Origin of the sequence: Vibrio sp. MarTm2, assembly GCF_027587055.1 — a bacterium.
Taxonomy (GTDB): Bacteria; Pseudomonadota; Gammaproteobacteria; order Enterobacterales; family Vibrionaceae; genus Vibrio; species Vibrio sinaloensis_D.
In genome coordinates this window covers 940025-952002 of record NZ_JAPPTK010000001.1, presented here as the reverse complement: position 1 = coordinate 952002, position 11978 = coordinate 940025, and the positions used below count along the sequence as shown (strand labels likewise).

General features: G+C 46.1%; 9 protein-coding genes, 2 tRNA genes and 1 rRNA gene. 7 read left to right on the top strand and 5 right to left on the bottom strand.

Annotation, left to right across the window (positions count from 1 at the left end; genetic code table 11):
• The first annotated feature begins 61 nt into the window (after nucleotides 1-61).
• From OH458_RS04415 to OH458_RS04405, 3 genes are all read left to right on the top strand, one after another.
• A tRNA-Thr gene (locus OH458_RS04415) sits at nucleotides 62-137 on the top strand.
• A gap of 56 nt (nucleotides 138-193) precedes the next feature.
• Nucleotides 194-309: ribosomal RNA gene (gene rrf / locus OH458_RS04410) — 5S ribosomal RNA — on the top strand.
• A gap of 31 nt (nucleotides 310-340) precedes the next feature.
• Nucleotides 341-417 (top strand) — tRNA-Asp (locus OH458_RS04405).
• Between the two features lie 509 nt (nucleotides 418-926).
• Here OH458_RS04405 and OH458_RS04400 read toward each other — a convergent pair.
• From OH458_RS04400 to leuA, 5 genes are all read right to left on the bottom strand, one after another.
• On the bottom strand, nucleotides 927-1709 hold the full coding sequence (locus OH458_RS04400) for a DUF547 domain-containing protein (protein ID WP_269977384.1): 783 nt from the start codon (nucleotides 1707-1709) through the stop codon (nucleotides 927-929).
• 122 nt (nucleotides 1710-1831) lie between these two features.
• Nucleotides 1832-2434 carry a 3-isopropylmalate dehydratase small subunit gene (gene leuD, locus OH458_RS04395; RefSeq protein ID WP_038191002.1) on the bottom strand — a complete coding sequence of 201 codons (603 nt, stop codon included), beginning with the start codon at nucleotides 2432-2434 and terminating at the stop codon, nucleotides 1832-1834.
• An 11-nt stretch (nucleotides 2435-2445) separates the two neighbouring features.
• A complete protein-coding gene (gene leuC / locus OH458_RS04390; protein WP_269977383.1) occupies nucleotides 2446-3846 on the bottom strand; it encodes a 3-isopropylmalate dehydratase large subunit in 1401 nt (466 codons plus the stop codon).
• A gap of 71 nt (nucleotides 3847-3917) precedes the next feature.
• The gene (gene leuB / locus OH458_RS04385; RefSeq protein WP_269977382.1) at nucleotides 3918-5009 is read right to left on the bottom strand and encodes a 3-isopropylmalate dehydrogenase; all 1092 of its coding nucleotides are present in this window, start codon (nucleotides 5007-5009) and stop codon (nucleotides 3918-3920) included.
• 57 nt (nucleotides 5010-5066) lie between these two features.
• The gene (gene leuA / locus OH458_RS04380) at nucleotides 5067-6614 is read right to left on the bottom strand and encodes a 2-isopropylmalate synthase (protein ID WP_005475499.1); all 1548 of its coding nucleotides are present in this window, start codon (nucleotides 6612-6614) and stop codon (nucleotides 5067-5069) included.
• Between the two features lie 466 nt (nucleotides 6615-7080).
• On the opposite strand from leuA, the gene OH458_RS04375 reads away from it, so the two are divergent.
• The 4 genes from OH458_RS04375 to OH458_RS04360 all read left to right on the top strand — a co-directional run bounded on the left by OH458_RS04375 (nucleotide 7081) and on the right by OH458_RS04360 (nucleotide 11975).
• Nucleotides 7081-7605 (top strand): phosphatase PAP2 family protein, encoded by a 525-nt coding sequence (locus OH458_RS04375; protein WP_269977381.1) that lies wholly within the window; start codon nucleotides 7081-7083, stop codon nucleotides 7603-7605.
• 7 nt (nucleotides 7606-7612) lie between these two features.
• On the top strand, nucleotides 7613-8659 hold the full coding sequence (locus tag OH458_RS04370; protein WP_269977380.1) for an MJ1255/VC2487 family glycosyltransferase: 1047 nt from the start codon (nucleotides 7613-7615) through the stop codon (nucleotides 8657-8659).
• A gap of 385 nt (nucleotides 8660-9044) precedes the next feature.
• The gene (leuO, locus tag OH458_RS04365) at nucleotides 9045-10004 is read left to right on the top strand and encodes a transcriptional regulator LeuO (protein WP_269977379.1); all 960 of its coding nucleotides are present in this window, start codon (nucleotides 9045-9047) and stop codon (nucleotides 10002-10004) included.
• Nucleotides 10005-10166: 162 nt separating this feature from the next.
• On the top strand, nucleotides 10167-11975 hold the full coding sequence (locus OH458_RS04360; RefSeq protein WP_269977378.1) for an AMP-dependent synthetase/ligase: 1809 nt from the start codon (nucleotides 10167-10169) through the stop codon (nucleotides 11973-11975).
• Nucleotides 11976-11978: the final 3 nt, after the last annotated feature.

Below are 11978 nucleotides of genomic sequence, written 5' to 3'. Positions count from 1 at the left end.
TAAATTTAGAAGAGCCCGTTTGCAAGAACGGGCTTTTTTAGTCCTACCGGGACATCTTGATGCTGATATAGCTCAGGTGGTAGAGCGCATCCTTGGTAAGGATGAGGTCCCCAGTTCGAGTCTGGGTATCAGCACCATTTACAGTTTGTTTTACGCTTTTACGAAGAGCCTAAAGCAAAACGTAAAGAATTTACTTGGCAACCATAGCGATTTGGACCCACCTGATTCCATGCCGAACTCAGAAGTGAAACGAATTAGCGCCGATGGTAGTGTGGGGTTTCCCCATGTGAGAGTAGGACATTGCCAGGTTCTTATTTAGACTCAAGAGTCTAACCAATGCGGAGCGGTAGTTCAGTTGGTTAGAATACCGGCCTGTCACGCCGGGGGTCGCGGGTTCGAGTCCCGTCCGCTCCGCCACTTATTCCAGACCTCAGTAGAAATGCTGAGGTCTTATTGTATGTGCGGTATTATTTTGGTCTTCGACCAACGAGTCCCGCTTGAGCGCAAGTCCGACCGCTCTGCCATTTATTCTAGACCTCAGCAGCAATGCTGGGGTCTTTTGGTATCTGCGGTATTATTTTGGTCTGTGACCAACGAGTCTCGGTTGCCTGCAACCCCAGCCGTCAGCCACTTATTCAGAAAGCTTGGTCTTATGACTAGGCTTTTTTCATTTTAAAGCAAGGATGTTTTCCCTTTTCAGGGAATGAGTCCCGGTTGTCCGCAACTCCGACCGTCCGCCACCTATTCCAGGCCTCAGCAGCAATGCTGGGGTCTTTTTGTATCTACGGGATGATTTTAGTCTAAGAACAATGAGCCCTGCTTGTGTGTAAACCCAGCCGCTTCGTCATTTGTTCTGATAAAGCCTTAACCGCAATGACAAAAAAGGCTGGTACTGAATACCAACCTTCTTAATGTTTTTTATATTGCTACTTTTTGTCGTTCAGGTTCCAGTCATACTCGTAGCTAAACTTTCCACTCAGCTTAATCAGTTCAGGGCGATATTTGGCCAAGTGTTGAATCAATTCTTGTTCGTTACCAAAATCATCAGCGAACCAATCATAAATAGATGAAAGCTGAACGCGACTACTCGTATACAAAACACCTTTATCGCTATTGATGAACTCCATTGCTGCTTTCTCTAGCAGCTGCTCCGTGTTACCTGCAGTAAACGCTTGGGGCTGTAAGTTTGGACAACCTAAGCTGGCACAGTTCACTGCATAGTGAGTGCGAGGATCATTCCATATTGGGCGAAGGATGCGGTGCTCAATATCGTTGAGAGTGAGGTTTTTACCAGCGACGGTAACCACTTCATCACCCCATGGGCCAAAGCTAAAAAGCCCCCCCAGTTTCGTTATCGATTTCACTGGGTAGTCATCAAGAATCAGTTCGACAGTAATCGCATTGTATAGATTAACCCAGTAGGCGTACTGCTCATTTAACGAATATTCTCTAGGATCAATAGCCGCAAGTGTCGTTATGTACTGATTCAATTTTTGCTTGTCTAGCGTAGAGACAGAGCCGTACTTAACTAAGGTGTACTGCCCCTCCTGTATTAAATACTTGTCTAAGAAAGTCTGCCATTTGGCGTGAGAGATAGTTGCAGGATTACTTTGATCTGATTGCTGCCAAAAAGGCCACAATTCGGATTTAGGGGCGGAAAACACATGGAATGAAACCAATGTAAGAAATAGTGTGACAATACGTACCATTAGATGCGATCTCTTTATCGATGAGCTTTAGTTACTAGACCTAGGTTAGGGAGAGTTTGTTTCGTAAAAAACAAAAAAGGTTAGCCGGAGCCAACCTTTTTGTATCTGTTTCCCAGTCTAGCTTATTTTAGGAAGCTCGGGATCTTTGCCTCAAACTCTGCGATCTTATCTTCGTGTTGCAGCGTGAGACCGATGTTATCTAAGCCGTTTAGTAGACAGTGGCGACGGAATTCATCAATTTCAAACGAGTACTCTTTGCCATTTGCTCGAACCACATTCGCTTCTAGATCAACTTCAACTTGTGCGCCTTCATTTGCTTCAACAAATTGGAAGATTTCATCGACTTCTTGCTCAGTCAGACGAACAGGAACCATCTGGTTGTTGATTGAGTTTCCGTAGAAGATATCCGCAAAGCTCGGTGCGATCATCGCTTTTATACCGTAATCTGCCAATGCCCAAGGCGCGTGTTCACGTGATGAACCACAGCCAAAGTTTTCGCGAGCCAGTAGAATTGAAGCGCCTTGGTAGCGAGGAGCATTCATTACAAAATCTGGGTTTGGTTGCTCACCAGCGTCATCTAGGAAACGCCAATCATGGAATAGGTGCTTACCAAAACCTAGACGAGATACCTTTTGTAGGAACTGCTTAGGAATAATTGCATCGGTGTCAACGTTCGCTGCATCTAGAGGAACAACCAAGCCTGTGTGTTGTTTAAAACCTGACATTTGTTTGCTCCTTAATCCAATTCACGAATATCAACAAAGTGACCAGCAATCGCTGCTGCGGCTGCCATAGCAGGGCTCACTAAGTGGGTACGACCGTCACGGCCTTGGCGACCTTCAAAGTTACGGTTTGAGGTAGACGCGCAACGCTCGTGTGGACCTAGGCGGTCATTGTTCATCGCTAGACACATAGAGCAACCTGGTAGGCGCCACTCAAAACCTGCATCTTTAAAGATCACATCTAAGCCTTCTGCTTCCGCTTGAGCCTTAACTTGCTCAGAGCCCGGAACGATAAGCGCTTGAACGTTATCAGCTACTTTACGACCTTTGGCTACTTCCGCTGCCGCACGCATATCTTCGATACGAGAGTTAGTACAAGAACCGACAAATACTTTGTCTACCTTGTAGTCTGATAGTGCTTTGCCTGCTTCTAGGCCCATGTAAGCCAATGCTTTTTCTGCTGATGCTTTTTCGACGGGATCTGTGAAGCTTTCCGGTGCAGGAATTGGCTCATCGACCGCGATGACCTGGCCTGGGTTAGTGCCCCATGTGACCTGAGGTTTGATATCCGCTGCGTTTAGCGTTACGACTGCATCAAACTCAGCGTCATCGTCAGTTTTTAGTGATGACCAGTATTCAATCGCGGCTTCTAGCTCTTTACCCCGAGGCGCGAACTTACGACCTTTGATGTATTCGAATGTCGTTTCGTCTGGCGCGATAAGACCTGCTTTGGCACCTAACTCGATAGCCATGTTACATACTGTCATACGACCTTCCATCGTAAGATCAGTAATCGCTTCACCACAGAACTCAACGACGTAGCCAGTTCCGCCCGCAGCGGTTGTTTCACCGATGATGGCAAGTACGATATCTTTTGCTGTGATGCCGGGAGCTACCTTGCCTTTTACTTCAATCTTCATCGTTTTAGCACGTGCTTGCTTTAGCGTTTGGGTCGCTAGAACGTGCTCAACTTCTGAAGTACCGATACCAAATGCTAGCGAGCCGAATGCGCCGTGCGTTGCCGTGTGAGAGTCACCACAAACGATGGTCATGCCTGGTAGAGTGATACCAAGTTCTGGACCCATTACGTGCACAATACCTTGGTATTTGTGGTTAATATCGTAAAGCGTCACACCAAACTCTTCACAGTTCTTTGATAGCGTTTCCATTTGGATGCGAGCCATTTCGCCTGAAGCGTTGATGTCTTTGGTTTGCGTCGAAACGTTGTGGTCCATGGTTGCAAATGTTTTACTTACCTGACGAACCTTACGGCCTTTTTCACGCAGACCGTCAAATGCCTGAGGTGACGTTACTTCGTGTACTAAGTGGCGGTCAATGTAAAGAATTGGGTTCTCACCCTCAGCGGCTACGGCGACGTGTGCGTCGTAGACTTTTTCGTATAATGTTTTACCCATTATCACAATCCTGTGTATGGCTCCTGACAACGGCATATCAGGAGCGAATAATTATTATCTGTCTGCGTAAATTAAGAGTTCAAGATGTACTCAGCGATCTTATCGCCCATCTCAGAAGTCGATAGCGCTGGCTTATCGCCCGATAGGTCACCCGTCAGTTCACCTGCTGATAGCGCTTTCGATACCGCAGTTTCAATATCTTGCGCTGCTGCTTCTTCACCTAGGCTGTAACGTAGCATGAGTGCAGCTGATAGAATTTGTGCCACAGGATTGGCAATGTTTTTACCAGCGATATCTGGCGCACTGCCACCAGCTGGCTCGTAAAGACCGAACTTACTCTCGTTCAGTGATGCCGAAGGAAGCATGCCCATTGAGCCTGTGATCATGGCACACTCATCAGAGATGATGTCGCCGAAAATGTTTGAACAAAGCATCACATCGAACTGTGCAGGATCTTTGATTAGCTGCATTGTCGCGTTATCGATGTACATGTGTGATAGCTCAACTTCTGGGTAGTCTTTCGCGATCTCTTCGACCACTTCACGCCATAGAATAGAGCTTTGCAGTACATTGGCTTTATCTATTGAGCATACTTTTTTGCGACGTAGACGAGCAGACTCAAAGGCAATCTTAGCGATACGTTCAATCTCGAAACGATGGTAAACCTCAGTGTCGAATGCTTTCTCGTTTGGACCTTCGCCTTCACGGCCTTTTGGTTGACCGAAATAGATACCACCAGTGAGTTCACGCACAACCACGATATCGAAGCCGTTGCCTGAAATGTCTGCACGAAGCGGTGAGAATGCTTCTAGACCTTTATGGATTTGCGCTGGGCGAAGGTTACAGAAAAGTTGGAAGTGCTTGCGAAGAGGCAATAGGGCACCACGCTCTGGTTGGTCGTTTGGCGGAAGATGTTCCCATTTAGGGCCGCCAACCGATCCAAATAGCACTGCATCTGACTCTTCACACGCTTTTACTGTGCTGTCTGGAAGTGGGCAACCGTGGTTGTCGATAGCAATACCACCTACGTCGTGCTCTTCGCGAGAAAATTGGATGCTGTGTTTTTTCTCAATCGCATCTAACACTTTATGCGCTTGAGCCATTACTTCTGGGCCAATACCATCGCCAGGTAAAACGGCGATTTTGTATGATTTGTCTGTCATGTTATTCCTTTAATTTTTGTTTCCCCCTAGGGACGACTCTCGTCCCTAGAGTCTCTTTTATACTGTTGCTATTTTGCTTTGTTTGATTTCTGCGATTTTGTCGGCGCGGTGAATGCTGTTAATAACATGCAGCAATGCTTGTCCAGAAGCTTCGACAATATCGGTAGATACGCCAGTGCCGTGGTATTTACGGCCTTTATAGTTAGCGATGATGTCTGCCTGACCTAGGCCATCTTCGCCTTCCCCTTTCGCTGTTAAATCAAACTTGTCTAAGACAATATCATAACCCGTTACTCGATAGATACACTGGTAAAGTGCATCTACCGGACCATTACCCACAGCGGCTTCGGATTGCTCTTCATCACCGCATTGCAGCTTGATACTGGTTGTTGCCATTACGCTGCCTGATTGAACGCTTAGGTAGTTCAACTTGTAGAAATCATCTTCTTCACGCAAGTTCGAGAAGTGCATTAGCGCTTCTAAGTCGTAGTCAAACACCTGGCCTTTGCGATCAGCTAGCTTTAAGAAGTCAGCGTACAATGCGTCTAGGTTGTACTCGTCTTCTTTGTAGCCCATGGCATCCATATGACTTTTAACCGCGGCACGACCGCTTCGACTGGTTAGGTTTAGGGCTTGATTCTTAAGACCTATCGACTCTGGCGTCATGATCTCGTAGGTATTCTTGTTCTTAAGCATGCCATCTTGGTGAATGCCGGAAGAGTGGCTAAATGCGTTTGCGCCGACAATCGCTTTGTTGCTTTGAATCGGCATATTACAAAGCTGGCTCACTAACTTACTGGTGCGGTGAATTTCGTCATGTTTTAGACCGGTATGAACACCTAGCAGCTCTTGACGAGTTTTGATGATCATTGCTATTTCTTCTAGTGAACAGTTACCCGCACGTTCACCGATACCATTGATGGTTCCTTCAATTTGACGAGCGCCTGCCTGTACTGCGGCAATAGAGTTGGCTACCGACATGCCTAGATCGTCGTGACAGTGAACAGAGATGATCGCCTTATCGATGTTTGGTACACGGTTGAATAAGGTTTGGATAATACCGCCAAACTCGTTGGGAACTGTGTAGCCCACGGTATCAGGGATGTTGATGGTGCGAGCGCCAGCATCGATGGCAGCTTCAACCATTCGACATAGGTTATCGATCGGTGTGCGGCCTGCATCTTCACACGAGAACTCAACGTCATCTGTGTATTGGCGAGCATGCTTGACGGCTTTTACGCCCATTTCAACGACATCATCGTAGCTGCGACGTAACTTGTCTTGAACGTGGACTGTTGATGTGGAAATAAAAGTGTGGATGCGGAATTGGTCGGCGACTTTTAGCGCTTCTGCGGCTGCATCAATGTCTTTCGCAACGGCACGCGAAAGAGCACAAATACGGCTGTTTTTGACATTGCGAGCAATGGTTTGTACCGATTCGAAATCACCAGGTGAAGAGACAGGAAAACCCGCTTCAATAACATCAACGCCGAGCCTTTCTAGCGCATAGGCAATTTGCAGTTTTTCTTTAACCGTCAAGCTTGCTGACAACGCTTGTTCGCCATCACGTAATGTGGTGTCGAAAATAATGACTTGATCGTTCATGTTTGCTTCCTTAGTGATTCGGTGTGCATTGCACCAGTTAATCGTTTACTTCCGTTACTTAGCTGCAAAAGCTAGGTATAAAAAAACCCGCATTTGAATGCGGGTTTTGTGTAATTCTGTGTGGTTGTTTTTCTTCCACAGCCTACCCGCGCGATTATGTCACGATAAGGAGGAGGCTCAGCAGGATAGAAAAACGGTTCATCATTGTTAACGATTCCTTTAAACGGGCGTTAAATAATCCACAAATTTAAGTTAACAAATTAGTACCGCACTCAAACCGTAACGTCAACCGTTAAAAGTGAAAATGGTCAATTTTTTTCCAAGCATAGAATTTGCCCATTGTTTTGTCAGAACCAATAACACCTTTAAATAGGTAGCGAACTGTCATCGTATTTCCGCGAAAGCTTCACGCATTTGTCACTGTGGCTCCGTACTGTGAGAGCAGTGATAAGAGAGGAGCTAGGTTATGCGTTCTATTGAGCCCATTGCCAAATTGGATTTGGCATTTTCACTTTTCTGCTTGCAACATCGATTTCGCCTACCACTTTCTCGCCTAAGCAAAGCGGTTTCGCACACTGGCGATGGACATCTTTATGTTGTACTTGGTCTGCTCGCATGGTGGTTAGGAGGTGAGCAAGGGCAGCTGTTTTTACTCGCGGGTCTATTGGCGTTTGCCATGGAGCTGCCGATTTATTGGTTGGCCAAGAATCTATTTAAACGTCGCAGACCGCAGGAGTTATCGGAGCTTGTGACCTCATTTATTACCCCTTCTGATCGTTACAGTTTGCCCTCTGGTCATACAGCTGCCGCGTTTCTTATGGCCAGTTTAATTAGTTACTGTTTCCCGCCGCTGGGGCTGTTTGCGCTCGTTTGGGCAGGCTGTATTGGCGCGTCAAGAATCTTATTGGGCGTTCATTTTCTGACTGATGTAGTCTTGGGTTCGATACTCGGGCTTGCCTGCGCGCAGTTCGCGATTGCTTTGTTGGTGTAGGTGAATAATGAAGATACTTTATGGTGTACAAGGAACGGGAAACGGGCATATCGCGCGGGCAAGAGCCATGTGTCACGCACTCAAGCAACGTGGCATCGATGTCGACTTCCTATTCTCCGGGCGTAAAAAAGATAAGTTTTTTTCGATGGAGGAGTTCGGCGATTATCGAGTTGCACGCGGGCTAACCTTTGTGACTCACAACGGTAAGGTGAGTTATGTTAGAACGACACTAAAGAACAGTGCGTTGGCTTTTTGCCGAGAAGTCGAACAGCTTGATCTGTCTAACTACGATTTAGTTTTGAATGACTTCGAACCCGTGTCGGCTTGGGCTGCCAAAAGACAAAATAAAACAGTGATTAGCATCAGTCACCAGAATGCGTTTCGTCACTCCGTACCATTAAAGGGAGCCAGTTGGCTCGATAAAACGATCATTGAACACTTTGCCCCAGCCACCCATCACATCGGGTTGCATTGGTATCATTTTGAACAACCCATTCTACCCCCCATTGTTCATACTCAATCGGTGCCTGTTAGCTGCGAGGAGTATGTCCTCGTATACCTGCCTTTTGAGAGTTTGAGTGATATCTCTGATCTACTGCTGCGCTTTTCTAGCCAGACCTTCATTTGTTATCACCCAGAAGTACTCGAGGCAGCGCAGCTGGAGAACATCCAACTGTTGCCCCTTAGCTTAACTGGGTTCCAGCACCACTTGCATCGCTGCTCTGGTGTTATGGCGAATGGCGGTTTTGAGTTGCCTTCAGAGGCGCTTACCTTAGGTAAGAAACTGTTGTTGAAGCCGTTGATTGGCCAGTTTGAGCAGCTAAGCAATGTGGCGACACTGGAAGATTTAGGCATGGCGACCTGCATGGAAAATCTCGATGCTTCAACGGTTCGCCAGTGGTTGGATGAAGATCCGGCAGAGAGTGTTAACTACCCTGATGTAGCGGCGGCGATTGTCGACTGGCTATTAAAGGGAGAGTGGGACAACCAGACGGAGTTGACGTCAAATCTATGGGACCAAGTTGATTTTCCCAGTTATGTCACCAATGTGTAACTCTCGTCAAAATTGGCAAAAACAGCATCTATCTATTGATGCTGTTTTTGTATTTAACCCTCAAACTATTACCGCTGTTTATAGGAGCTTTTCCTTGTTTAGCATGTCGTGAAAAAACATTAACGGAAGATAAAACACTCTAAACGCGGCTTGATTTTTTTTTATTCTTTTCTCAAGTTGTTGTTTTGTATTGATAATATTAAAGCGTAAGTAAAAAATACTGATTAATTATCAATCTTGTTGCTAGTCCTTAATTGATTCGTTGATAGTAGTAATTCGTTAGAACTCATCTAACAAGTAAATATAACAAAGTGCAGGTTATCTATTCCTAACTGCTACTGACTTCTAGAACCATTTACACTGACGAATTTAAGAGGCTTGACCCATGTTTGATAAAAAAGAGTCTATGAGTGCTATTGCTAGCTACCGCATGGAAAGTACGCTGCGTGGAGTAGATTTAAACCTTCTCACTGTTTTTGACGCGGTAATGCAAGAGCAAAACATTACTCGCGCTGCCCACAATCTTGGCATGTCCCAACCGGCTGTAAGTAATGCCGTTGCGAGATTGAAAGTGATGTTCAATGACGAGCTGTTTATGCGCCAAGGTCGTGGTATTCAACCAACGCAACGCGCTCGCCAATTGTTTGGTCCAGTGCGTCAAGCATTACAGTTGATTCGTAACGAACTGCCAAGCTCAATTTTTTCACCAGAAACTTCAACTCGTCTATTTAAGCTGGCGATTTGCAGCCCTTGTGACATGCGTTTTGCACCGAAGATTATGTCGACGATTCACGATCAAGCGCCAAACGTACAGCTTCATCTTGATGCTGAGTTTGACCGTCACCTCGCTGAGCGCATGCGCTACCAAGAAATAGACTTCGTGATCGATTATGCACGTTTTGATGATCAAGGTTTCTCTAGCACTGAGATTTTCCAAGATGAACTAGTGGTTGTTGCTGCTAAATCTCACCCACGTATTCAAGCTGAGATAACGGCTGAGGAGTTGCGTGCCGAGCGTCATGCCAAACTGTCTCGTGTTCACGGTCAACGCAGCTTCTCTGAGCAAGCTTACCGCGAAATGGACGTGCAAGCGTATTACGAGGGCACCAGCTTGAGCAATGTGTTGTATGTGGTTGGTCAATCTGAGCTAGTGACTATCGCACCACGTTGGATGGTAGAAAACGCGGCAAACAAAGAGCAGCTGCAAATCCTCGATTTCCCATTTGAAAATGCGAAGATCAGTGGTTTCTTGAGTTGGCATGAGTCTAGCGAAAAAGACAAAGGTCATATCTGGTTACGTGACCAGTTGATGATGATTTGTGGTGAAGTTGTCGCACTCGACTAGTAAATCGCCACAACGCCTTATAAAACCTTGGATGACCGAAAGTCATTCAAGGTTTTTTACTATTTAATTGATAACTTTGATACGTGTCAGTTGCCTTTTATAACGCGAAATGTACACTTGTGCGCTCAAAAAGCTTACAGGTGTAAGCTAAAGGTAAGAAAGATGGCCAACTTAGATTTTCATATCGTAAAACGAATTCGTGAACAGATTGCCAAAGGCGGTGATCGTATTGCTCTTAAACATAAAGTGGGCAATATGTGGAACGGCATCAGCTGGAAGCAGTTTGGTCAGCAAGTGGATGAACTTTCACTGGCATTATTGGCTCAAGGCTTTCAAGTCCAGGATAAGATAGGGATCTTCTCTAACAATATGCCTCAATGGACGATTGCTGACTTTGCTGCGTTGCAACTGCGCGGAGTTACGGTGCCAATCTACCCCACCAACACAGCTGCGCAGTCCGCTTATATTCTACAAAATGCCGATGTGAAAGTACTGTTTGTCGGTGAGCAGCCACAATTTGATGCCGCGGTCTCTATATTCGAAGAGTGCGAACAGCTAGAACTGATCGTTGCAATGTCAGAAAGCATCGATATCGGCGAGAATGAGTTTGCTTTGCATTGGAAACAGTTCGTTGCCAAAGGCGATAAACAAGAGAGTCATGAACTCGAGCAACGTTTGTCCGATGCTAACTTTGATGATCTTCTGACTCTTATCTACACTTCTGGCACCACGGGGCTGCCGAAAGGGGTGATGTTAGATTACGCGAATATTGGTGCTCAGTTGGAAGGCCATGATCAACGCTTGAGTCTAACTGAAGACGATGTGTCACTCTGTTTCTTGCCGCTTTCTCATGTATTTGAGCGTGCTTGGACCTTCTACGTACTTTATAAAGGCGCGACCAACTGCTACCTGCAGGACACGATGCAAGTGCGTGATGCGCTGAGTGAAGTGCGTCCTACTGTAATGAGTGCGGTACCACGTTTCTACGAGAAAATCTTCTCTGCTATCCATGAAAAAGTGGCCAAAGCGCCGTTCATCCGTAAAGTGATGTTTACCTGGGCTGTGAACATGGGCGCGAAGATGGCTGTTTGTCACCAAGAAGGACGCAAACCGTCACTCGTACTTAAAAAAGCCTATAAGCTTGCCGACAAGTTGGTGTTGTCTAAGCTGCGAGCTCTGCTTGGTGGTCGTATCAACTTTATGCCATGTGGTGGCGCAAAACTGGATGAGACCATTGGTCGCTTCTTCCATGCGATCGGGATTAACGTCAAGCTCGGCTACGGCATGACGGAAACTACAGCCACAATTTCTTGCTGGGATGATCAGTGTTTTAACCCTGACTCGATTGGTATGGCGATGCCAGGTGCGCAAGTTAAGATCGGAGAGAACAACGAAATCTTAGTTCGTGGTCCGATGGTGATGCGCGGATACTATAAAATGCCAGAAGAGACCGCGAAAACGTTCGATGAGCATGGTTTCCTCAAAACCGGCGATGCGGGGCATATCGATGTGAATGGCAACTTGTTTATTACCGATCGCATCAAAGAGCTGATGAAAACCTCGAACGGCAAATACATTGCACCGCAAATGGTTGAAGGAACGATTGGTAAGGACCACTTTATCGAGCAAATTGCCGTTATTGCGGATACGCGCAAATTTGTGTCGGCTCTGATCGTGCCATGTTTTGATTCTTTGGAAGAGTACGCGAAAGAGCTCAACATTAAGTACCATGATCGTGTTGAGTTGATTAAGCATCACCAAATCGTTGAAATGTTAGAGCAGCGCGTTAACGACTTACAGAAAGAGTTAGCTAAGTTTGAGCAGGTGAAAAAGTTTAAACTGCTGCCTAAAGCGTTCTCGATGGATGACGGTGAACTGACTCCGACCCAAAAACTGCGTCGTAAAGTGATTAACGACAAGTATCAAGACGAAATCGAAGAAATGTACACCGATAAAACGGATAACAAGTAAATT

Bases quoted from the DNA above. Each gene is read 5' to 3' on its own strand.
- OH458_RS04400 (WP_269977384.1), bottom strand. From the start codon at position 1,709: ATGGTACGTATTGTCACACTATTTCTTACATTGGTTTCATTCCATGTG.
- leuD (WP_038191002.1), bottom strand. From the start codon at position 2,434: ATGTCAGGTTTTAAACAACACACAGGCTTGGTTGTTCCTCTAGATGCA.
- leuC (WP_269977383.1), bottom strand. From the start codon at position 3,846: ATGGGTAAAACATTATACGAAAAAGTCTACGACGCACACGTCGCCGTA.
- leuB (WP_269977382.1), bottom strand. From the start codon at position 5,009: ATGACAGACAAATCATACAAAATCGCCGTTTTACCTGGCGATGGTATT.
- leuA (WP_005475499.1), bottom strand. From the start codon at position 6,614: ATGAACGATCAAGTCATTATTTTCGACACCACATTACGTGATGGCGAA.
- OH458_RS04375 (WP_269977381.1), top strand. From the start codon at position 7,081: ATGCGTTCTATTGAGCCCATTGCCAAATTGGATTTGGCATTTTCACTT.
- OH458_RS04370 (WP_269977380.1), top strand. From the start codon at position 7,613: ATGAAGATACTTTATGGTGTACAAGGAACGGGAAACGGGCATATCGCG.
- leuO (WP_269977379.1), top strand. From the start codon at position 9,045: ATGTTTGATAAAAAAGAGTCTATGAGTGCTATTGCTAGCTACCGCATG.
- OH458_RS04360 (WP_269977378.1), top strand. From the start codon at position 10,167: ATGGCCAACTTAGATTTTCATATCGTAAAACGAATTCGTGAACAGATT.